Here is a 21,034-nt window from a genome sequence, read left to right on the forward strand (position 1 = left end):
GGCCAACAAAGATTTTCTCGGCCTAAACACCGCCGGGTAAACTAGCGCCCTTTTGCGCCCCACCCGGCGCCCGATGGCCGGCCCCTTCCACCTGGGGGCCCGCCCTTGAACACACCCAAAAGGTCGTTCGCGTGATCCAGTTTCAATCCGTCCACAAAGCCTACCGCGTCGCCGGTCGCGAGATTCCGGCGCTGCAGCCCACCACGCTGCAGGTCGGCAGCGGCCAGGTGTTCGGCATCATCGGCCATTCCGGCGCCGGCAAGAGCACCCTGCTGCGCCTGATCAACCGCCTGGAGGAACCCTCCGGCGGTCGCATCGAGATCGACGGCGTCGATGTCACCGCCCTCGATGCCAATGGCCTGCGTCGCTTCCGCCAGCAGGTCGGGATGATCTTCCAGCACTTCAACCTGCTGTCGTCGAAGACCGTCGCCGACAACATCGCCATGCCGCTGCGCCTGGCCGGCGAGCTGAGCCGCGCCGAGATCGACGCCCGCGTCGCCGAGCTGCTGGCCCGCGTCGGCCTGCAGGATCACGCCAACAAATACCCCGCGCAGCTCTCCGGTGGGCAGAAGCAGCGCGTCGGCATCGCCCGTGCGCTGAGCACGCGACCGAAGATCTTGCTGTGCGACGAGGCCACCAGCGCCCTCGACCCGCAGACCACCACCGCCGTGCTGCACCTGCTGGCCGAGATCAACCGCGAACTGGGCCTGACCATCGTGCTGATCACCCACGAGATGGACGTGATCCGCCGCGTCTGCGACCGCGTGGCGGTGATGGATGCCGGCGTCATCGTCGAAGAAGGCCCGGTGGCCGAGGTGTTCCTGCACCCGCAGCACCCGACCACCAAGCGTTTCGTGCAGGAGTCCGAGCATGTCGACGAAGCCGAACAGCGCGATGACTTCGCTCATGTCGAAGGCCGCATCCTGCGCCTGACCTTCCAGGGCGAAGCCACCTACGCACCGCTGCTGGGCACCGTGGCCCGCGAGACCGGTGTGGACTACAGCATCCTCGCCGGGCGCATCGACCGCATCAAGGACACCCCCTACGGCCAGCTCACCCTGGCCCTGACCGGTGGCGACATCGACGCCGCGCTGGCGCGCTTCGAAGCCGCCGACGTGCATCTGGAGGTACTGCGCTGATGCTCGAACAACTGCTGCCCAACGTGTTCTGGCCGGAAATCTGGCAGGCCAGCCTCGACACCCTGAACATGCTGCTCGGCTCGATGCTGTTCACCGTGCTGCTCGGCCTGCCACTTGGCGTGCTGCTGTTCCTCACCGGCCCGCGCCAGCTGTTCGAGCAGAAGGCTCTGTATGGCGCGCTGTCGCTGGTGGTGAACATCCTGCGCTCGGTGCCCTTCGTCATCCTCTTGATCCTGATGATCCCCTTCACCGAGCTGCTGGTCGGCACCTCGCTGGGCGTGGCTGGCGCCATTCCGCCGCTGGTGGTGGGTGCCACGCCGTTCTTCGCGCGCCTGGTGGAAACCGCCCTGCGCGAGGTGGAACGCGGCATCATCGAGGCGACCCAGGCCATGGGCGCCACTACCTGGCAGATCATCACCCGCGCGCTGCTGCCCGAGGCGTTGCCCGGCCTGCTAGCGGCCACCACCGTCACCGCGATTACCCTGGTGTCGTACACCGCCATGAGCGGCCTGATCGGCGGCGGCGGCCTCGGCGACCTGGCCGTGCGCTACGGCTACCAGCGCTACCAACCGGACGTGATGGCCGTGACCGTGATCCTGCTGCTGATTCTGGTGCAGGTGCTGCAGATGGTCGGGGATCGCCTGGTGGTGCATTTTTCCCGTAAATGATGAAAAGCGGCGACTCGCTACCCGCGAGACCCGCACCAACCTTCCCAAAAGGAACCTTGAAATGAAGAAGCTGCTGACTGCCATCGCCGCCTGCGCGGCCTTCTCGGCCCAGGCCGAAACCCTCAACGTCGCCGCCACCCCGGTGCCGCACGCGGAGATCCTCGAGTTCGTCAAACCAGCCCTGGCCAAAGAAGGCGTGGAGCTGAAGGTGCGTGTATTCACCGACTACGTGCAGCCCAACCTGCAGGTGCAGCAGAAGAACCTCGACGCCAACTTCTTCCAGCACCAGCCGTACCTGGACGAGTTCAACGCCAGCCGCAAGACCGAACTGGTCAGCGTTGCCGGCGTGCACGTCGAGCCCTTCGGCGCCTACTCCAGCAAGATCAAGAACCTGAGCGAGCTGGCGCAAGGCGCCACCGTGGCCATCCCCAACGACGCCACCAACGGCGGCCGCGCCCTGCTGCTGCTGCAGAAGGCCGGTGTGATCAAGCTCAAGCCGGAAGCCGGCATCCTCGCCACGCCGAAGGACATCGTCGAGAACCCGAAAGGCATCAAGGTGCGTGAACTGGAAGCGGCCACCCTGCCGCGCGTGCTGAGCCAGGTCGACCTCGCCCTGATCAATACCAACTACGCCCTGGAAGCCAAGCTGAACCCGACCAAGGACGCCCTGGCCATCGAAGGCAGCGACTCGCCGTACGTGAACATCCTGGTGACCCGCGCCGACAACAAGGACAGCGACGCCGTGCAGAAGCTGGTCAAGGCCCTGCACAGCGCCGAGGTCAAGCAGTTCATCGAAGAGAAGTACAAGGGCGCCGTCGTCCCGGCGTTCTGATCGCCGCTGACACCCTGAGCTGTACCCGATGCCGCGCCGCTGCAAAGCCGCGCGGCATTTTCATGTCTGCGCGATGAGCGGCGTGCTCACGACGGGATAAAGCGCAGTACACCGGCTTGCCGCGGCCCGGCGCCGCTAGGGTCGTCACTGGGATGGGCGATGCCGTCGCTGACCGGCACCTCAGCGAAGTCGAACGGGCTGATGCCCTCCAGGCAGGCGACATTGACACCGTACTGGCGGGAGTTGGAGCGGCGCTGGTGGTGGGTGTAGATGCCACAGCGTGAACAGAAGAAATGCGCGGCGCTCTGGGTGTTGAAGCGATAGGTGGTGAGCAAGTCTTCACCCTGCAGAAGACGAAAGCCGGCCAGCTCGGCCGAGACCGCCACCGCCCCGCGCATGCGGCAGTAGGAGCAGTTGCAGCGCCGTGCGCTGTGCAGGCCATCGCTCAAGGTCACGTGAAAGCGCACACCGCCGCAATGGCAGGCGCCGTTGATCTCGCCGATATCCTTGTTCATCCGTCAGACCTCCGCTCGACAGGAAACCTCATCATAGGTTGGATCAGCCAGGCACTGCAGCAACCAGTCCAGCGCCGGCTGGCGCTGGGCGCGGCGCAGGGTCGCGACCAACTCGCGGTGGAAGGTGAGCTCACCCAGTTCCAGTACGCGTAGCGCCTGGGGCCGGTTACACCACAAGCCGGCACGCGGTATCAGCGATACACCCAGCCCACACTCGACCATACGCACGATGGCCTCCAGCTCGTCCAGCTCTAGCGCCTCGCGGGGCGTCAGCCGTTGTTCGCGGAGGAAACGCTCGACCTGGCGACCACCGAAGGAACGGCGGTCATAACGCACGAAGGGCTGCTCGCGCAGCAGTTGCAGCGGATCGTCCCCCGGCAGGCCAGGCGGTACGATCAGCACGAAGGGTTCGCGAGCCAGGGGGACCTGCATCAGTTCCTTGGGCAACTCGAAGGGCGGACGGATCAGTACCGCCAGATCCAGTTCACCGGCATCCACCTGCCCCAGCAGATCGAGCGAGACACCCGGCACCAGCTTCAGCTCGACCCGTGCGGCCTGAGTACGAAAGCGCACCAGGGCCTCGGGCAACAGCCCTGTCTGGACACTGGCGATGGCACCAATTTTGAGTTCGCCCTGCCATTCGGCCAGCGCCGTCGGCACCGCCATCTGCGCGTAAAGACCCAGTATCTGTTCTGCTAACGGCAAGGCGTGGCGTCCACCGGCACTGAGCACCGCGCTACGACCGCTGCGATCAAACAGGCGCACACCAAGGTTCTGCTCCAGCACGCGCATCTGCGCGCTGACGGCAGACTGGGTCAGCCCTACGCGCTGCCCCGCAGCGGCGAAGGTGCCATGTCGGGCTACGGTGACGAAGGTTTTCAGCTCACGCAGCATGGACGCCTCGATTGATCAAAAGTATTTGAGCTTGCGAGTAAGGATATTCGCTTTCAATCGATTTGGCTGTTGCTAGGCTAGCCCGACAGACAATAACCAGAGGTATTCCGTGATGTCCCTTGCGCCCTTCCACCTGGCAATTCCCGTTCATGACCTGGCAGCAGCCCGACATTTCTACGGCGAGGTATTCGGCTGTGCCGAGGGTCGCAGCAGCGACCACTGGATAGACTTCGATTTCTTCGGCCACCAGTTGGTGATCCATGAAGCGCCGAAGATGGCCTACCAGGAGTCGGCCGCCAGCAACCCCGTGGACGGCCACGACGTGCCGGTGCCGCACTTCGGCGTGGTGCTCGGCTGGGCCGACTGGGAAGCGTTGGCCGAGCGCCTGCGCAGCCGCGAGACGAAGTTCGTCATCGAGCCCTATGTACGCTTCAAGGGCCAGGTCGGCGAGCAGGCCACCATGTTCCTCCTCGACCCCTGCGGCAACGCGCTGGAGTTCAAGGCGTTCAAGGACATCGGCCAGCTGTTCGCCAAGTGAACGCAGGCTACCTGGGTAGCGAGCAAATGCTGTTCAGTCCAGTGGATTATCGATCTGCGCACGCAGCAGCTCGGCGAAGGCGCTTGCCTCCACCGGGCGGCTGATCAGAAAACCCTGGATCTCATCGCAGTTCTGGCTCTTGAGAAAGTCCATCTGTGCCTGAGTTTCCACGCCCTCGGCCACCACTTTCAGCTCCAGGCTGTGGGCCATGGCAATGATCGCACGGGTGATCGCCGCGTCTTCGCCACCGGGCGAGAGATCGCGGATGAAGGTCTGGTCGATCTTCACGTAATGCACCGGGAAGCGCTTGAGGTAGCTGAGTGAGGAGTAGCCGGTGCCAAAGTCGTCGATGGCCAGTTTGACCCCCAGCTCCCGTAACTGGCGGAAGGTGACGATGACGCTGTCGACGTTATCCAGCAGTTGGCTTTCGGTCAGTTCCAGCTCCAGGTACTGCGGCGCCAGGCCGGTTTCTTCGAGCACCTGGCGCACCAGACTGGTGAGGTTGCCCTGACGTAACTGATACACCGAGATGTTCACTGACACTCGTATCTGCGCCAGCCCCTGGCGCTGCCATTCACACGCCTGCTGGCAGGCCTGACGCAGCACGAACTCGCCAATCGGTGCGATCAGCCCGGTTTCCTCGGCCAGACCGATGAACTCGCTCGGCGGCACCATGCCCTGTTGCGGATGGCGCCAGCGCACCAGCGCCTCGGCAGCATTGAGCTGGTCGTCGGCGAGGTTCAGTTTGGGCTGGTAGAACACCTCCAGCTGGCCTTCGTCGATGGCCTTGCGCAGCTGGTTCTCCAGTTGCAGGCGCTCCAGGGTGCAGGCCTGCAGGTTATCGGTGAAGAACTGGAAGGTGTTGCCGCCCAGGTGTTTGGCATGTTGTACGGCCATATTGGCCTGGCTGATCAGCGCGCTGATCTCGCGCGCATAGTCCGGCATCAGGCTGATACCCAGCGAGGCGCTGACCACCAGCTCGTGGCCACCAACGGTCATTGGCACACGCAACTTGGCCAGTAGCCGACTGGCCACCCGTGCCAGGCTGGAAAGGCTGCCATAGGCATCAAGGATGATGGCGAACTCATCACCCGACAGCCGTGCAATGCAGTCAGCTTCCGGTACGGCCTGGGTCAGGCGACGGCTCATCTGCCGCAGCAACTGGTCCGCCACTTCATGGCCGAGGCGGTCGTTGAGCAGTTTGAAACGGTCCAGGTCGATGTGCACCAGGGCAATGCTGCGGCCGCTCTGGCGGGCACGCTGGCTGGCCTCGTGCAGACGCTCCTTGAACAGACTGCGGTTGGCCAGGCCGGTCAGATCATCGTAGTGCGACAGGTAGCGCAGGCGCTCCTCGGCCTCGCGTCGCGCGCTGAGGTCGGCAAAGAAGCCGACGATTTGGCTGGGCCGGCCGCTGGCGTCGCGTATCAGGTTGAGCTGCAGCCATTGCGGGTAGAGTTCGCCGCTCTTGCGCGTCTCGATCAGTTCGCCCTGCCAGGTGCCGCTACTGTCCAGCTCCTGACGGATCATCTGGTACTGCCTGCGCATCTCACGGCTGCCGATCAGGCTGGTCACCGTGCGCCCGACCACTTCCTCACTGCTGTAGCCGGTCACCGAGCTGAAGGCGCGGTTGACTGCCAGCACACGGTAGTCGGGGTCGAGAATGAAGATGCCTTCGCTGGCCGCCTCGAATACGGTCGCCGCCAGGCGCTGCTGCTGCTCCTGCTGACGTCGCGCGCTGACATCGCGTCGGGTACCGAGCATGCGCCGCACACGGCCGGCGGCGTCGCGCTCGACTGCACGGCCTCGGTCTTCGACCCAGACCCAGTGACCATCGACATGGCGCACGCGGTACTCGATCTGATAATCCTCGCTGCGTCCCTTGAGGTGCCGGACCAGCGCCCGACGCAGCCCCGGCAGGTCATCCGGGTGCAGGCGCGGCGTCAGGTCACGCAGCATCACTTGTACCTGGCCCGGCTCCAGGCCAAACAGCTCGCGCAGGTGCGAGTGGTGCACCTGGTCGCTGTCCAGGTCCCAGTCCCACAGCCCCAGCTCGCTGGCTTCCAGCGCCAGGGCAAGACGCGCCTGGCTCTTGCCCAGGGCATGGGTCGCTTCGTCCAGCTCCAGGGTGCGCTCGGCCACACGCATTTCCAGTTCGCCATGAGCTCCGCGCAGTTCGCGCTCGGCGCGACGACGCTGTTCCACTTCGCGCGCCAGTTCTTCGTTGAGCCCTTCGGCACACTGCTTGGCACGCTCCAGGTTACTGATCAACGCCAGGTTGTGGAAACGCTGCTGCAGGCTGCGCTGCACCAGGCGGTTGACCTGCCAGGCCACCACCAGCAGGGCAAGAAACAGAATCACGCTAAGCAACCCCCAACCACGTTGCAGGCCGCTGCCCGAGAGCAGCAGGAAGCCGGCCGACGGCAGCAGGCAGGGCAAGGCGAAGGTGAGGAAAGCGGGCAGGCTGACGGCATAGGCCACGCTGGCCGAGAGGATCGCTGCGGCGATCAGGCCGTAGACCAGCGCCTGCTGGTAGAACACATCGGTAGGCACCAGGACGATCACGGCGAAGGCCAGGGTCAGGCCGGAGGCTCCGGCACCGAACAGGAAGATGCGCCGCCAGTAGGGTTCGGCCTGACGGCTGGGCAGCGCCTGGTTGAAGGCATTCACCTGAGTCAGGCGCAGCAGCACCAGCAACACCACCCAACCCAGCCACGCCGCGAGTAACGGCGCGCTCTGCTGGCTCCATAGCAACAGGCTGCAGGCCAGGCCGACCAGCAGCATGAGCAAGGTGGGCAAGCGCGACCCCTGAAACAGCAGACGGGTACGTTCGACGGCAATATCCGTGGCGAACTGACGTTCAGCCTGATGCGGGTCCAGCGTCACCTCTTGAATTACGGCGCAAGTCGTGGCGGTCATAGGCGATGTTCTTGTAATGGTTGCCTAAGGGTCTGCGGGGTAAATATCGGCGCCCTCAGCCCTGACGTCGCGGGAGAATACCCGAGACAGACGCTGCGCCCAACAAAGATGTGGACCATTTCACAGGGTGATGGCCAACTTTTGGCGAGCGCCCAAGATCGTACTGGCCCTTGGCCGCCTGCCTGCGCCCATCTGCGCGCTGACCTGCCGGTCGTCGGTTAGATCCGGTCGGTTTCGCCTCACCTGGCCGACGGTTTGCCCTCCCCTGCCGCGCCCCCTAGAATGCCGCGATGCAAAACGACCCCGAACTCCTCCTCGCTTCGCTCAACGACGCCCAGGTCCAGGCCGTGGCCGCCCCGCTCGGCCGCCAGCTGGTGCTGGCCGGCGCCGGCTCGGGCAAGACCCGCGTGCTGGTGCACCGCATCGCCTTCCTGATCCAGGCGATGGGCGCCTCGCCTCACTCGATCCTGTCGGTGACCTTTACCAACAAGGCCGCCGCCGAGATGCGCCACCGCATCGAGCAGATGCTCGGCCACAACCCGGCCGGCATGTGGGTCGGCACCTTCCACGGCCTGGCCCATCGCCTGCTGCGCGCGCACTGGCAGGAAGCCGGGCTGGCCGAGAACTTCCAGATTCTCGACTCCGACGATCAGCAGCGCCTGATCAAGCGGGTGATCCGCGAACTGGGCCTGGACGAACAGCGCTGGCCGGCCAAGCAGGCGCAGTGGTTCATCAACGGGCAGAAAGATGAGGGGTTCAGACCCCAGCACATCCAGGCCGGCGGCGACCTGTTCCTGGCCACCATGCGCGGCATCTACGAGGCCTACGAAGCGGCCTGCGCACGCACCGGGGTGATCGACTTCTCCGAGCTGCTGCTGCGCGCCCTCGACCTGTGGCGCGACAAGCCGGGCCTGCTCGAACATTACCAGCGGCGTTTCCGCCATATCCTGGTGGACGAGTTCCAGGACACCAACGCCGTGCAGTACGCCTGGCTGCGCCTGCTGGCCAAGGGCGGCGACAGCCTGATGGTGGTGGGCGACGACGACCAGTCGATCTACGGCTGGCGCGGCGCGCGCATCGAGAACATCCAGCAGTTCTCCAGCGACTTCCCCGACACCCAGCTGATCCGCCTGGAGCAGAACTACCGCTCCACCGCCGGCATCCTCAAGGCGGCCAACGCGCTGATCGCCAACAACAACGGGCGCCTCGGCAAGGAGCTGTGGACCGATGGCGGCGACGGCGAGCCGCTGGCCCTGTACGCCGCCTTCAACGAACACGACGAAGCGCGCTACGTGGTCGAGAGCATCGAGGACGCCCTGCGCAAGGACGGCCTCAAGCGCAGCGAGATCGCCATTCTCTATCGCTCCAACGCCCAGTCGCGCGTGCTGGAAGAGGCGCTGCTGCGCGAGAAGATCCCCTACCGCATCTACGGTGGTCAGCGCTTCTTCGAGCGCGCGGAGATCAAGAACGCCATGGCCTATCTGCGCCTGCTCGACGCACGAGACAACGATCCGGCGCTAGAAAGAATCATCAACGTGCCTGCACGTGGTATCGGCGAAAAAACGGTAGAAAACATTCGCCAATTTGCGCGTGAGCATGAGCTACCAATGTGGGCGGCTATTCGCCGAATGCTCGCAACAAAAACATTGTCCGGTAAGGCCGCCGGGGCGCTGACCGCATTCATCGATTTGATAAATAACCTCGACGAGAAAGTCGCTGCCATGCCCCTGCACCAGATGACCCAGGTGGTCATCGAAAAGAGTGGCCTGCTCGCCTATCACGAGGCGGAAAAGGGCGAGAAGGGCCAGGCCCGGGTAGAGAACCTCGAGGAACTGGTCAGCGCCGCGCGCGCCTTCGAGAATGACGAAGACGACGAGCTGACCCCGCTGCAGGCCTTCCTCACCCACGCCTCGCTGGAGGCCGGCGACACCCAGGCCGCCGAGAACGAAGACAGCATTCAACTGATGACCCTGCACAGTGCCAAGGGCCTGGAATTCCCCCTGGTGTTCCTGGTGGGCATGGAAGAGGGTCTGTTCCCGCACAAGATGAGCCTGGAAGAACCGGGCCGATTGGAAGAAGAACGCCGCCTGGCCTATGTCGGCATTACCCGTGCCATGCAGAAGCTGGTGATCAGCTACGCCGAAACCCGGCGTCTCTACGGTAGCGAGACCTACAACAAGGTGTCGCGCTTCGTCCGCGAAATCCCCGCACCGCTGATTCAGGAAGTGCGCCTGAGCAACAGCGTCAGCCGCCCGGTGAGCACCAGCTCGATGGGTGGCGGCAGTCTGTTCGCCGGCAGCGCCGTACCGCAGACGCCCTTCAGTCTGGGCCAACGCGTACACCACAGCCTGTTCGGCGAGGGCACCATCCTCAATTTCGAGGGTGCTGGCGCCCAGGCGCGGGTCCAAGTGAATTTCGAAAACGAAGGCAGTAAGTGGCTGATGCTGGCATACGCCAAGCTCGAAGCCTGTTAGTACACCGTACCTGGAGATAATCGATGAATCGCCGCAATCTGTTCGGCACCGCTCTGGCGCTGATCGCCGCCATCGGCCTGGTTGGCTGCAAAGAAGACAAGGCTGCCAGCGAGCAAGCCGCTGCCAAGCCGGCAGAAATCATCCACTGGAAGATGGTCACGTCCTGGCCGAAGAACTTCCCCGGCCTGGGCACCTCTGCCGAACGTCTGGCCGAACGTATAAATGCCATGAGCGCCGGGCGCCTGACCGTCAAGGTCTACGCCGCCGGTGAGCTGGTGCCGGCGCTGGAAGTATTCGATGCCGTTTCCCGCGGCACCGCCGAGATGGGCCACGGCACCCCGTACTACTGGAAGGGCAAGGTCCCGGCTGCGCAGTTCTTCAGCAGCGTGCCGTTCGGTCTTTCGACTCTGGAAATGAACGCCTGGCTCAGCCACGGCGGTGGCCAGGCGCTGTGGGACGAAACCTACGCACCCTTCGGCGTGAAGCCGCTGCCGGCCGGCAACACCACCATGCAGATGGGCGGCTGGTTCAACAAGGAAATCAACAGCCTGGACGACATCAAGGGCCTGAAGATCCGCATGCCGGGCCTCGGCGGCGAAGTCTGGAGCAAGCTCGGCGCGATCACCGTCAACCTGCCGGGAGGCGAAATCTTCACCTCCCTGCAGACCAGCGCCATCGATGCCACCGACTGGGTCGGCCCGTACAACGACCTGGCCTTCGGCTTGCACAAGGCGGCCAAGTACTACTACTTCCCGGGCTGGCAGGAGCCGCAGGCCGTGGTCGAATCCATGGTCAACCAGAAAGCCTTCGACGCGCTGCCGGCCGACCTGCAGGCCATCGTCGTCGAAGCCGCGCGCGCCGCGACCCTGGATATGATGGACGACTACGTGTTCAACAACGCCAAGGCGCTGCAAAGCCTGAAGAGCGAGGGCGTGCAGTTCAAGCGTCTGCCGGACGAGGTGCTGCAAGCCATGCGTGAGCAATCCAACGTGGTGCTCGAAGCTCTGGCTGCCGAGAACGACCTCAACGGCCGCATCTGGGCCTCGCAGAAAGCCTTCCTCGAAGAGGCCAGCGCCATGCAGGCGCTGACCGAGAAAGAGCTGTACAACTGGCGTTGAGCCAACTGAACGGGGCCAAGAGCCCCGTTTTTCTTAGGGATAACTGCCGATGCATCTTCGTTCGCTGCTCCTCCTGCCCCTGCTCGCCTTCGGCCTCATCGGCTGCAAGGACGACTCCGCGCCGGCCGACCAGGCCGCAGCCCCCGCCCAGACCTTCCACTGGAAGATGGTCACCACCTGGCCGAAGAACGCACCCGGCACCGGCACCGCAGCCGAACGCCTGGCCGAGCGCGTCAACGCCATGAGCGCCGGGCGCCTGACCATCAAGGTCTATGCCGCTGGCGAGCTGGTGCCGGCGCTGGAAGTGTTCGACGCGGTGTCGCGCGGCACGGCCGAACTCGGCCACGGCACGCCCTACTACTGGAAGGGCAAGGTGCCGGCCGCACAGTTCTTCGGTGCGGTGCCCTTCGGCCTGTCCACCCTGGAAATGAACGCCTGGCTGAACAAAGGCGGCGGCCAGGCGCTGTGGGACGAAGCCTATGCACCGTTCGGCCTCAAGCCGCTGACGGCGGGCAACAGCACCATGCAGATGGGCGGCTGGTTCAACAAGGAAATCAACAGCCTGGCTGACATCAAAGGCCTGAAGATCCGTATGCCGGGCCTCGGCGGCGAAGTCTGGAGCCGCCTGGGTGCGACCACCGTGGTGATGCCGGGTGGCGAAATCTTCACCGCACTGCAGACCGGCGCCATCGACGCCACCGACTGGGTCAGCCCCTACAACGACCTGGCCTTCGGCCTGCAGAAGGCCGCCAAGTATTACTACTACCCCGGCTGGCAGGAGCCGCAATCGGTGCTCGAACTCTTGATCAACCAGAAGGCATTCGATGCGCTGCCGGCCGACCTGCAGGCCATCGTCACCGAAGCGGCACGCGCAGCGACCCAGGACATGATGGACGACTACGTCTACCACAACGCCCTGGCGCTGGACGAACTGAAGAAGAGCGGCACGCTGCTCAAGCGATTCCCCGACGAGGTGCTGCGGGCCATGCAAAACGAGAGCGAACAGGTGCTCGGCGACCTAGCCGCGCAGAGCGAACTCAACGGCCGCATCTGGGCCTCGATGCAAGCCTTCCAGGCGCTGGCCACCTCGATGCAGGCGCTGTCGGAAAAGGAGCTGTACGACTGGCGCTGAGCCGCTCAGGGTTATAGCCCTTACCCTTGTGGGAGCCCCGCTCCGGGGCGAAGCTGTATTACCTCAGGTTCGCGGCGGGGCGCCGCTCCTACCCGTTCGGCGCGGCCACATCTGACCTATCGGGCTCCGTTTGTCGTTCCAGGCTGCGCCTCATGCCCTGGCGGCCATACTTCACGGATGAAAAACAAGCCGACCGACCCCGCCCACATTCTTGATAACGCCCTGCAACTGGCCGACGTCTGCGGCTGGGAGCGCCTGCACCTGTTCGACGTCGCCGCCGCGCTCGACATCGGCCTGGACGATATCGCCCGTCACTACCGCGACAAAGACGATCTGGTGGAGGCCTGGTTCGACCGCGCCGACCTGGCCATGCTCGGCCACGCCAGAAATCCCGATTTGCAAGGTCTGAACGCCGAACAACGTCTGGAAAGCTGCCTGCTGGCCTGGCTCGACAGCCTCGCTACCCACCGGGCCGTCACCGGACAGATGCTGCTGTACAAGCTCGAACCCGGGCATATCCACCTGCAGGTGCTCGGCCTGATGCGCATCAGCCGCACCGTGCAGTGGTGGCGCGAAGCCGCTGGCCGGCAAAGCCTGCACCTGCGCCGCATCGCCGAGGAAACCCTGCTCACCGGCGCCTACCTGCGCAGCTTCGTGCACTGGCTGCGCCATCCCGAAGAAGACGCAGCAACCTTCCGCGCCTTTCTGCGTGGCCAACTACGCTGCGGTCCGCTGCCTCTACTGCTGCAACGCCCGTAGCACGGATGAAATCCGGGGCCATGGTTGCGGGCCTTCCCGGATTGCATCCGGGCTACGCGGACAAATCGCAGGGTGCTCGCCCTACAGGCAAAAGCCGGAAACATTCTGTCACTGGTCATGCCCACCCATGACGGGCAAGATGCCTACCAAGCTTTTCCACAAGAGAGAAAACCGTGATGCAGCGTTTCCTCAGTATCGCCATGGTGCTGTGCCTGGCACTGACCTTCAGCTTCGAAGCCCACGCCAAACGTTTTGGCGGTGGCAAATCCTTCGGCTCCGCGCCCAGCCACCAGACCCGCCAGGCCACGCCGCCGGCGCAGTCGGCTGCCCAGGCACCCGGTCGTCAACAGCCTGCCGCTGCCGCCAGCGGCGCTTCGCGCTGGCTCGGCCCGCTGGCCGGTCTGGCCGCCGGTGGCCTGCTGGCCTCGATGTTCATGGGTGATGGTTTCGAAGGCCTGCAGATCATGGACATGCTGATCTTCGGCCTGATCGCCTTCCTGCTGTTCCGTTTCCTCGCCGCTCGTCGCGCCCGCCAACAGCCACAAATGGCTGCTGCCGGTGCGCCGTACCAGCGTGAAATGCCGAACGCCGACAACGCGCCGGCCGCTGGCAGCAATATCTTCGGTGGTCGCCTGGCCTCGGCCGCTCCGGTGATCAACGCCCCGGCCTGGTTCAACGAGCAGAGCTTCATCGCCGCCGGTCGCGAGCACTTCATGAACCTGCAGCAGCACTGGGACGCCGACGAGATGGACAAGATCTCCGAGTTCGTCACCCCGCAACTGCTGGAGTTCCTCAAGCGCGAGCGCGCCGAACTGGGTGACGGCTTCCAGTCCACTTACGTCGATAACCTCGACGTGCAACTCGATGGTGTCGACGATAACGCCGAGAAGACCATCGCCACCCTGACCTTCAGCGGTGTGTCGAAGACTTCGCGCTTCGACCAGGGCGAGCCGTTCAGCGAAAGCTGGCGCCTGGAGCGCGCCCAGGGCGACAACCAGCCCTGGCTGATCGCCGGCATTCGCCAGAACTGATCGCTACGGCGCACTGAAAACCCGGGCTTGCCCGGGTTTTTTTATTTCGGCATTTGCCGGTTATCGCGGCTGAAGCCGCTCCTACAGCCCATCACGATGGATCGGTAGCCGCCCGGCGCATGCCGATATGCGGGATGTCATCCTCCAGGTACACCTCGCTCACCGCCGCGAAACCGTAACGCCCGTAGTAACCCTGCAGATGCGCCTGCGCCGACAGATACACCGGCACGCCCGGCCAACGCTGGTGACACTCGAGCAGCGCCTGCTCCATCAGCCGGTGACCCAGCCCGGTGCCGCGCGCCCGCTCGGCGATCACCACCCGACCGATCACCACCTCGCCTTCCATACGCTGCGGATCGAGCAGGCGCAGATAGCCCACCAGCCCCGACTCGTCACGCGCCAGCAGGTGGCAGGTGTCACCGACCAGGTCCTGACCATCGGTTTCCAGATAGGGACAGTTCTGCTCGACCACGAACACCTGGGTGCGCAGCGCCAGCAGCTCATAGAGGGTGGCGGTATCGAGTTCGCTGTGGTGCAGGCAGTACCAGGCAAGAGGTGACATCAAAGGGCTCCGCAAAAGCGCCAGTATGCCGTGACGTCGACATGTTTTCATTCTGCCGGCCAGCTACTGTATAAAGCCGATCCCCCCTGATGAGGAGCCGACGCCGTGGAAGAAGTCATCGAACAGCTGCGCGAACTCAACGAGCCGGTACCGGTACCGCTGGAGCTGCCGGAAGAAGAGACCCTGGTGGAAATTCAGGAGCAGATCCTCATTCACTTGCCCTTCGAGCTGCGCGAATACCTGCTCAAGGTCAGTGATGTGGTCTACGGCCGCCTGGAGCCAGTGACCGCCAGTGATCCGCAATCGCACACCTACCTGCCCGAAGTCGCCGCCGAAGCCTGGAGCCTCGGCCTGCCACGCGATCTGGTGCCGCTGTGCCAGGACGGCCGCGACTACTACGCCGTGGATGTGGAAGGGCAGGTCTGGCTATGGGATGGCGACGAAGGCGAGCTGACCGACGAAAGCTGGGACTCGGTCTGGCACTGGTGCCGCGACGTCTGGCTGGAGAGCTGACGACAAAGCCTTGTCGCCGCTGAAGCGCCTCCCACAGTTGGCAGCCGCACGTGACCCCGTGGGAGGGACTTCAGCCGCGACCGGCACAACACATCAGCCAAACCCGGCTCACACCTCGCCCTGCTCCAACGCCAGCAGGTTGAGCAAAAACCGCGCGAAATACAGCAGATCCTGCTCCATGGCCTGACGTGCGCCCTTGGCGTCGCCGGCCTCGATGGCGGCGAAGGCGTCTTCATGAAAGTCGTTGAGCCGTAGCGACAGGTCGGCGCCGGTAAAAAGCCGGTTGAAGAAGGGGCCGATCTGCAGCCATAGCGACTCGATCGAACGCATCAGCACCGGGTTGCCGCAGGCGCCGTACAGGTGCAGGTGAAACTGGCTGTTGGCGTTGAGGTAGTCCTGCACCTGGCGCGTCTCGATGGCCACATCCATGCGTTGCACGCAGTCCCGCAGCAGGGCCAGGTCGTCGCGGCTCAGGCTTGGCGTGGCCAACTCCACTGCCAGGCCTTCCAGCGCCAGGCGCACCTGAAAGATGTTCTCGTAACGTTCGCGGGTCATCGACGGGACCCGCACGGAGCGCTGCTGCTCACCCTCCAGCACGCCCTCGGCCACCAGCCGCTGCAGGGCCGCGCGAACCGGCATCGGGCTGGTGCCCCATTGTGCCGCGAGGTCACGGATCTTCAACCGCTCCCCAGGTTGAAAGCGCCCTGCCAGCAGGCCCGAGCGGATGTTCTGATACAGCTGTTCCTGCAGATTGTCAGCCATGCGCTACCTCCCTCGGTGGCGCCGGCAGTTGAGCAAGGGTCAGGCTACAGTCACGCATGAAAGGCTCCAGTGAGAAATGTGGCGAGTCTACGTCAGGAACTGATTTTGTGTGAAAAATGGCTGAACATGAAATATTTCGTGATCACAAATACATCTTTAATGGCAAAAATCCTGAGCTCTATAAGACCATTTACTATTTTGTGATCACAAAATATCATGCCTGTAGCGTCCAATCGAGGTAAGACCCATGACCACCGCCAGTGGTATCAGCCCAATCGCCGTTGATCGTTTCGTCGCTGCCGAGCGCGAACTGTTCCTGTCCCGCAATCCGAAGTCCGTGGCCCTGGCCGAACGCGCCCGCCACTCGCTGTACGGCGGCGTACCGATGCACTGGATGGCCGATTGGTCGACGCCGGTGCCACTGTTCGTCGAACGTGCCAAGGGCGCACGTTTCTTCGATGTGGACGGTCACGAGCACATCGACTTCTGCCTGGGCGACACCGGCACCATGTTCGGCCACTCGCCCGACCCGGTCGCGCGCGCCCTCGCCGAGCAAGCGAACAATGGCCTGACCACCATGCTGCCGGGCGAGGACGCTGTGGTTTGCGGCGAGCTGCTGGCCCAGCGCTTCGGCCTGCCCTACTGGCAGGTGACCGCCACCGCCACCGATTCCAACCGCTACGTGCTGCGCTGGGCGCGTGCCATTACTCAGCGCAAGACCCTGCTGGTGTTCGACGGCTGCTACCACGGCACCGTCGACGACGTGATGGTGCGCGAACGCGATGGCCAGACCGTGCACCGCTCCGGCTTGGTCGGCCAGGCCTATGACCTGACCGAGCACAGCCGCGCCATTCCCTTCAACGACGTCGCAGCGCTGGAAGCCGCATTGGCTCAGGGCGACGTCTGCGCCCTGCTCTGCGAGCCGGCGATGACCAACATCGGCATGGTCCTACCCGATCCGGGCTTCATGCAGAAGTGCCGCGAGCTGACGCGCAAGTACGGCAGCCTGCTGATCATCGACGAAACCCACACCATCTCCACCGACATCGGCGGCTGCACGCGGCTGTGGGGCCTCGACCCGGACTTCTTCGTGGTCGGTAAACCCATCGCCGGTGGCGTGCCCTGCGGCATCTTCGGTTGCAGCGCAGCGATGGCCGACGCCATGACTAAGGCGCGTCAGCGCGCCAGTGAAGAAAGCCACGGTCACGGCCACAGCGGCATGGGCACCACCCTGTCGGCCAACGCCCTGGCCATGCACTGCATGCGTGCCAACCTGGAACAGGTGATGACCCAGGCCGCCTATGACCACATGCTGCCGCTGGCGGCGCGCCTGGCCGAGGGCTTGCGCCAGTTGATTGGCAAGCACGACCTGAACTGGTCGGTGACCGAGCTGGGCGCACGCTGCGAATTCCAGTTCTGCGCCACCCCGCCGCGCACCGGCGCCGAGGCCGAAGCGGCGTTCCATGACGAGCTGCAGATGGCCCTGCACCTGTACCTGATCAACCGCGGCATCCTGATCACCCCGTTCCACAACATGACCCTGTGCTGCCCAAGCACCACCGAGGCCGATGTGGACAAATTGATCGCCATGCTCGATACGGCCCTCACCGAGCTACTGGCCATTCCCGGCGCCCGTGAGTGATACCCGTGGGAGGGGCTTCAGCGGCGACAATCGCGGCTGAAGCCCCTCCCACAGGATGAACTGCGCCCCACGACCCTTTGCGAGAACCGCCATGCAATTCGCCAATCCCCAGGAAGCCCGCGACTTCCTCGAACGCCACCCCGACGTACGCAGCATCGAGCTGATGTTGATCGACGCCAACGGCATCCCGCGCGGCAAGCTGCTGCACCGCGACGAACTGCTGGCCATCTACGAGAACGGCCGACCGCTGCCCAGCTCGATCCTGTCACTGACCATCCAGGGCGAGGACGTCGAGGAAAGCGGCCTGGTCTGGGAAGTGGCCGACGCCGACTGCTGGACCTACCCGCTACCCGGCAGCCTGACCCTGCAACCCTGGCGCACGGTGCCCACCGGCCAGCTGCAGGTGAGCATGCATCCGACTCAAGGCCTGCCGGCCACGCCGGGCGACCCACGCCATGTGCTGGCGCGCACCATCGACGCGCTCAAGGCCGACGGCTATCACCCGGTAATGGCGGTGGAGCTGGAGTTCTACCTGCTGGACAAGCAGCGCGACGCCAATGGTCGCCCGCAGCCCGCCGTGCAGATGAACGGTGTGCGCCCGCAGGCGCCGCAGGTCTACGGCGTGTATGAGCTGGAGCAGATGCAGCCGTTCCTCGACGACCTCTACGCCGCCTGCGAAGTACAGGGTTTGCCCGTGCGTACGGCGATCTCCGAGTACGCCCCCGGCCAGCTCGAGCTGACCCTGGAACACCGCTTCGATGCGCTGCAGGCGGTGGACGAAGGCGTGCGCTACAAGCGCCTGGTCAAGGGCGTGGCGAACAAGCACGGGCTGCAGGCCTGCTTCATGGCCAAGCCGTTCGGCGACCTGGCCGGCAGCGGCATGCATATGCACGTGTCACTGGCCGATGCCGAAGGCAACAACCTGATGGCCTCGGAAGACCCGTACGGCACGCCGCTGCTGCGCCATGCCATTGGCGGCATGATGGCCACGCTCAACGATGCCCTGGCGATCTTCTGCCCCAATGCCAACTCCTTCCGCCGCTTCCAGGCCAACAGCTACGCGCCGCTGGCCAAGAGCTGGGGGGTGAACAACCGCACCGTATCCTTCCGCGTGCCGGGCGGGCCGGCCAACAGCCGCCACGTCGAGCACCGCATCTGCGGCGCCGACGCCAACCCCTACCTGGCCGCGGCGGCGATCCTCGCCGGCATCCACAAGGGCATCCGCGAGCAGATCGACCCGGGCGCGGCCATTGTTGGCAACGGCTACGAGCAGGCCCGCGAAACCCTGCCCACCGACTGGCTCACCGCCCTGCGCAATCTGCAAAGCTCGAACTGGGCGCGCGAGGCGCTGGGCGAGGACTTCCTCAAGGTGTTCCTGGCGATCAAATGGGCCGAGTACCGCCAATTCATGGGGGAAGTGGGTGAGCAGGATTGGCGCTGGTACCTGAGTCACGCCTGAGTCGGACAGGTGGATGAAAAAGCGTCATCCACCCTACGCTCAGCTCACAGCAGCAGGCAGCGCGCGCCGTCATCCTCCAGCATGGGACCGGCAAAACACAGCCGGCCCTGCTCATCGAGCTGTGCTGGCTGCCCCGGATAGTAGGGGTTATCGAAGGCGCGCAGCTGCTCGGTACTTGGCGTACCTTGAGGCAGTTGGGACAGCCCCTGCAGCAGGCGACGATAAGCTTCAAGGTCCTGTAGTCTTACCGCATAACGACGATAGTCAGGCGCCCCAATTTCAAGCAACACGTTACCCATTGGGTTGCGCCAGTTGCGTTGCCATTGGGCTGCGGGCAACTGCCGCAGCTCCCCGACAAACAATTCAGGCGGGCGCCGCGACAGCTCGGCTATCGGCTGATAGAACGTCAAGCTGGCATTGGTGCTCATCTGTGGGCGCAGGCCCCACCGCAGCATCAGCCACTCGCCCAAGCTGTTCTCCGCCTTGGGCAGCGCCTCGAAAAGTAACGCCATCCCCTGAAACTCATGCTGCAGCGGCATCAGTAGGCTGCGCTCAGCGTCATCGAAGGCAGGCACACTGCTCGGCGCCGGCATCAACCCCTCACGATAGAGCACGGCCTGCCAGCGCATGTTGCGCTCGACCATACGCGCCAGAATCATCTTCGCGATCAGCGTATCAGCGCGGCGCAGTTGCCCTCGCAGCAGGTGCAGCTCCTCATCGAGACGCGCCCGAACCTGCTCACCTTCCCCCTCCTGAGCCGCCTTGAGCAGTTGCAGAGTCAGCAGCTGCTGGCCACTCACGAGGTAACGGTGCGGCGGCAACGGGGCAATGATGCTGGCCTCCAGAAGATTGCGGTAGTCATCGAGCTGGAGAAACTGCCAGTAGCGATCGCGCAGAAGACGCTGCTCATCCGTCTCGACCCAGCCAGACACCCCACTCAGCAGCGTGGTCAGACAGCCATCTTTCTCTATCGCACAGAACAATGGTCCCTGCGGTAAAGCCAACGTGGCAACCACCGGCTCTGCAAAGCCCTCATCCATCGGGCCGTGGCTGCTGCGCCAGGCACGATAGGCCTTTAGCCGCTCGACACCCAGTGCCTCTGGCGACTGCTCAAGGTCAGCATCCAGTCCATTGAGAAACACATAGGCCCGACTCTGCCCCTCATCGACCTGAGCCTGTTCCAGCCAGGTTTGAGCGTCGGCACTCAGCGGTTCATCCCGCATCCAGGCATAGCCGACAGCGACCAGCAGCACTGGCAGGCCCAAGAGCAGCGCGACGATCCCTCTGCGCATCATCGACTCACTTTGATGTAACGACCACCGACACTGATACCCATGCCGCCATAGTCCTGACAACCCTCGGCGAACACTTCCTGCACGCGCAGCTCGATGCCCTCACGCAGCAGTTGCACCGCACAGCCGCTGTCCAGGCTGGCATCCTCCAGGCGCATCTGCACGCCGTCGCCGACCAGCTTGCCATCCAGCTCGCCGATGGCGGCTGGACCATATTCCTCGACCCGCGCACCGGCACGCACGGGCGAGAAACTGGCGTGATAGCCGCCATTGCCGTCCTCGCTGATCAGCAGCTCGCTCCACACCGCCTGGCCGCCGTAGCGCAGGTAGCGGCCGACGGGGCTGGCGCTCAGCGCTGGATAATTAAGTGTCTCGGCCACCTTGCGCAGGTGCAGGCGGGTCGAGGAGCCGCTGAGATTGTTGTCCAGCGCCACGCCCAGCCAGGCACGCGCCATGCCCGCATCGCCAGCGCGCAGATTGGCGAGGATGAGATTGTTCAGCGCCAGCTCCAACTGTGCCGTGTCACCCTCCTCGACGCGTCGTAACTGACGTTCGAAAGCTTCGATGGCCTGCTCGAAGCGGCCGTCCTGATAGGCGGCGCTGCCGACCTGGTTGCACTGCACCGCTGTGGCGCATTCTTCGGTCGCCTGCACGGCACCCGCGAGCCCCAGCAGCAGCGGCAGGAGCAATAATTCCGAGCGAATCAGCATGGATGGCATCCTTGCAGTAGTGAGTGTGTATCTTGCATCCCCAGAGCCAGCAGGCCTTACTCTCATAAGCCCCACACG

At 64.4% G+C, this 21,034-nt stretch carries 19 protein-coding genes; 12 read left to right on the plus strand and 7 right to left on the minus strand.

Features of this window, described 5'->3' with window-relative positions:
- Positions 1-131 precede the first annotated feature (131 nt).
- From BLT86_RS18690 to BLT86_RS18700, 3 genes are all read left to right on the plus strand, one after another.
- The gene (locus BLT86_RS18690) at positions 132-1,139 is read left to right on the plus strand and encodes a methionine ABC transporter ATP-binding protein (protein WP_092378841.1); all 1,008 of its coding nucleotides are present in this window, start codon (positions 132-134) and stop codon (positions 1,137-1,139) included.
- On the plus strand, positions 1,139-1,807 hold the full coding sequence (locus tag BLT86_RS18695; protein WP_012020239.1) for a methionine ABC transporter permease: 669 nt from the start codon (positions 1,139-1,141) through the stop codon (positions 1,805-1,807). Before BLT86_RS18690 ends, BLT86_RS18695 begins: the two co-directional genes overlap by 1 nt.
- Positions 1,808-1,868: 61 nt before the next feature.
- Positions 1,869-2,639: a MetQ/NlpA family ABC transporter substrate-binding protein gene (locus BLT86_RS18700; RefSeq protein WP_092378844.1), complete on the plus strand. Its 771-nt coding sequence runs from the start codon at positions 1,869-1,871 to the stop codon at positions 2,637-2,639.
- A gap of 86 nt (positions 2,640-2,725) precedes the next feature.
- Here BLT86_RS18700 and BLT86_RS18705 read toward each other — a convergent pair whose 3' ends face one another.
- Positions 2,726-3,154: a GFA family protein gene (locus BLT86_RS18705; RefSeq protein ID WP_092378847.1), complete on the minus strand. Its 429-nt coding sequence runs from the start codon at positions 3,152-3,154 to the stop codon at positions 2,726-2,728.
- Between the two features lie 3 nt (positions 3,155-3,157).
- Positions 3,158-4,048 (minus strand): LysR family transcriptional regulator, encoded by an 891-nt coding sequence (locus BLT86_RS18710; RefSeq protein ID WP_092378850.1) that lies wholly within the window; start codon positions 4,046-4,048, stop codon positions 3,158-3,160.
- Positions 4,049-4,160: 112 nt separating this feature from the next.
- On the opposite strand from BLT86_RS18710, the gene BLT86_RS18715 reads away from it, so the two are divergent.
- Complete coding sequence (locus BLT86_RS18715; RefSeq protein WP_092378853.1) at positions 4,161-4,586, plus strand: VOC family protein; 426 nt, start codon at positions 4,161-4,163, stop codon at positions 4,584-4,586.
- Positions 4,587-4,619: 33 nt separating this feature from the next.
- On the opposite strand, the gene BLT86_RS18720 is transcribed toward BLT86_RS18715, so the two are convergent.
- Positions 4,620-7,502 carry an EAL domain-containing protein gene (locus tag BLT86_RS18720; protein ID WP_092378858.1) on the minus strand — a complete coding sequence of 961 codons (2,883 nt, stop codon included), beginning with the start codon at positions 7,500-7,502 and terminating at the stop codon, positions 4,620-4,622.
- Positions 7,503-7,792: 290 nt separating this feature from the next.
- Between BLT86_RS18720 and uvrD the strand changes: the two genes are divergently transcribed.
- The 5 genes from uvrD to BLT86_RS18745 all read left to right on the plus strand — a co-directional run bounded on the left by uvrD (position 7,793) and on the right by BLT86_RS18745 (position 14,016).
- Positions 7,793-9,976 carry a DNA helicase II gene (uvrD, locus tag BLT86_RS18725; RefSeq protein ID WP_092378861.1) on the plus strand — a complete coding sequence of 728 codons (2,184 nt, stop codon included), beginning with the start codon at positions 7,793-7,795 and terminating at the stop codon, positions 9,974-9,976.
- Positions 9,977-9,999: 23 nt separating this feature from the next.
- On the plus strand, positions 10,000-11,094 hold the full coding sequence (locus BLT86_RS18730) for a TRAP transporter substrate-binding protein (protein WP_092378867.1): 1,095 nt from the start codon (positions 10,000-10,002) through the stop codon (positions 11,092-11,094).
- 49 nt (positions 11,095-11,143) lie between these two features.
- Positions 11,144-12,226 (plus strand): TRAP transporter substrate-binding protein, encoded by a 1,083-nt coding sequence (locus BLT86_RS18735; RefSeq protein ID WP_092378870.1) that lies wholly within the window; start codon positions 11,144-11,146, stop codon positions 12,224-12,226.
- 177 nt (positions 12,227-12,403) lie between these two features.
- The gene (locus BLT86_RS18740; protein ID WP_017676189.1) at positions 12,404-12,985 is read left to right on the plus strand and encodes a TetR/AcrR family transcriptional regulator; all 582 of its coding nucleotides are present in this window, start codon (positions 12,404-12,406) and stop codon (positions 12,983-12,985) included.
- Positions 12,986-13,161: 176 nt separating this feature from the next.
- Entirely contained in the window at positions 13,162-14,016 is an 855-nt protein-coding gene (locus BLT86_RS18745) for a Tim44 domain-containing protein (protein WP_017676190.1), read from the plus strand.
- A gap of 91 nt (positions 14,017-14,107) precedes the next feature.
- Here BLT86_RS18745 and BLT86_RS18750 read toward each other — a convergent pair whose 3' ends face one another.
- Entirely contained in the window at positions 14,108-14,578 is a 471-nt protein-coding gene (locus BLT86_RS18750) for a GNAT family N-acetyltransferase (RefSeq protein WP_045733501.1), read from the minus strand.
- A gap of 105 nt (positions 14,579-14,683) precedes the next feature.
- On the opposite strand from BLT86_RS18750, the gene BLT86_RS18755 reads away from it, so the two are divergent.
- Positions 14,684-15,091 (plus strand): SMI1/KNR4 family protein, encoded by a 408-nt coding sequence (locus BLT86_RS18755; protein ID WP_017676192.1) that lies wholly within the window; start codon positions 14,684-14,686, stop codon positions 15,089-15,091.
- 108 nt (positions 15,092-15,199) lie between these two features.
- Here BLT86_RS18755 and BLT86_RS18760 read toward each other — a convergent pair whose 3' ends face one another.
- Entirely contained in the window at positions 15,200-15,853 is a 654-nt protein-coding gene (locus BLT86_RS18760) for a GntR family transcriptional regulator (RefSeq protein WP_017676193.1), read from the minus strand.
- A gap of 247 nt (positions 15,854-16,100) precedes the next feature.
- Here BLT86_RS18760 and BLT86_RS18765 point away from each other — a divergent pair, with 247 nt between their 5' ends.
- On the plus strand, positions 16,101-17,495 hold the full coding sequence (locus tag BLT86_RS18765) for an aspartate aminotransferase family protein (RefSeq protein WP_092378873.1): 1,395 nt from the start codon (positions 16,101-16,103) through the stop codon (positions 17,493-17,495).
- A 91-nt stretch (positions 17,496-17,586) separates the two neighbouring features.
- Positions 17,587-18,954 (plus strand): glutamine synthetase family protein, encoded by a 1,368-nt coding sequence (locus BLT86_RS18770; RefSeq protein ID WP_092378876.1) that lies wholly within the window; start codon positions 17,587-17,589, stop codon positions 18,952-18,954.
- A 44-nt stretch (positions 18,955-18,998) separates the two neighbouring features.
- On the opposite strand, the gene BLT86_RS18775 is transcribed toward BLT86_RS18770, so the two are convergent.
- Positions 18,999-20,249, minus strand: a complete 1,251-nt coding sequence (locus BLT86_RS18775; RefSeq protein WP_092378881.1) for a hypothetical protein — start codon at positions 20,247-20,249, stop codon at positions 18,999-19,001.
- Positions 20,246-20,956 carry a tetratricopeptide repeat protein gene (locus tag BLT86_RS18780; RefSeq protein ID WP_092378884.1) on the minus strand — a complete coding sequence of 237 codons (711 nt, stop codon included), beginning with the start codon at positions 20,954-20,956 and terminating at the stop codon, positions 20,246-20,248. Before BLT86_RS18780 ends, BLT86_RS18775 begins: the two co-directional genes overlap by 4 nt.
- Positions 20,957-21,034: the final 78 nt, after the last annotated feature.

Origin of the sequence: Pseudomonas sihuiensis (genome assembly GCF_900106015.1) — a bacterium.
Lineage (GTDB): Bacteria > Pseudomonadota > Gammaproteobacteria > Pseudomonadales > Pseudomonadaceae > Aquipseudomonas > Aquipseudomonas sihuiensis.

Bases quoted from the DNA above. Each gene is read 5' to 3' on its own strand.
- BLT86_RS18760 (WP_017676193.1), bottom strand. From the start codon at position 15,853: ATGGCTGACAATCTGCAGGAACAGCTGTATCAGAACATCCGCTCGGGC.
- BLT86_RS18715 (WP_092378853.1), top strand. From the start codon at position 4,161: ATGTCCCTTGCGCCCTTCCACCTGGCAATTCCCGTTCATGACCTGGCA.
- BLT86_RS18780 (WP_092378884.1), bottom strand. From the start codon at position 20,956: ATGCTGATTCGCTCGGAATTATTGCTCCTGCCGCTGCTGCTGGGGCTC.
- BLT86_RS18700 (WP_092378844.1), top strand. From the start codon at position 1,869: ATGAAGAAGCTGCTGACTGCCATCGCCGCCTGCGCGGCCTTCTCGGCC.
- BLT86_RS18695 (WP_012020239.1), top strand. From the start codon at position 1,139: ATGCTCGAACAACTGCTGCCCAACGTGTTCTGGCCGGAAATCTGGCAG.
- BLT86_RS18730 (WP_092378867.1), top strand. From the start codon at position 10,000: ATGAATCGCCGCAATCTGTTCGGCACCGCTCTGGCGCTGATCGCCGCC.
- BLT86_RS18740 (WP_017676189.1), top strand. From the start codon at position 12,404: ATGAAAAACAAGCCGACCGACCCCGCCCACATTCTTGATAACGCCCTG.
- BLT86_RS18765 (WP_092378873.1), top strand. From the start codon at position 16,101: ATGACCACCGCCAGTGGTATCAGCCCAATCGCCGTTGATCGTTTCGTC.
- BLT86_RS18750 (WP_045733501.1), bottom strand. From the start codon at position 14,578: ATGTCACCTCTTGCCTGGTACTGCCTGCACCACAGCGAACTCGATACC.
- BLT86_RS18710 (WP_092378850.1), bottom strand. From the start codon at position 4,048: ATGCTGCGTGAGCTGAAAACCTTCGTCACCGTAGCCCGACATGGCACC.
- BLT86_RS18735 (WP_092378870.1), top strand. From the start codon at position 11,144: ATGCATCTTCGTTCGCTGCTCCTCCTGCCCCTGCTCGCCTTCGGCCTC.
- uvrD (WP_092378861.1), top strand. From the start codon at position 7,793: ATGCAAAACGACCCCGAACTCCTCCTCGCTTCGCTCAACGACGCCCAG.
- BLT86_RS18775 (WP_092378881.1), bottom strand. From the start codon at position 20,249: ATGATGCGCAGAGGGATCGTCGCGCTGCTCTTGGGCCTGCCAGTGCTG.
- BLT86_RS18770 (WP_092378876.1), top strand. From the start codon at position 17,587: ATGCAATTCGCCAATCCCCAGGAAGCCCGCGACTTCCTCGAACGCCAC.
- BLT86_RS18720 (WP_092378858.1), bottom strand. From the start codon at position 7,502: ATGACCGCCACGACTTGCGCCGTAATTCAAGAGGTGACGCTGGACCCG.
- BLT86_RS18745 (WP_017676190.1), top strand. From the start codon at position 13,162: ATGCAGCGTTTCCTCAGTATCGCCATGGTGCTGTGCCTGGCACTGACC.
- BLT86_RS18705 (WP_092378847.1), bottom strand. From the start codon at position 3,154: ATGAACAAGGATATCGGCGAGATCAACGGCGCCTGCCATTGCGGCGGT.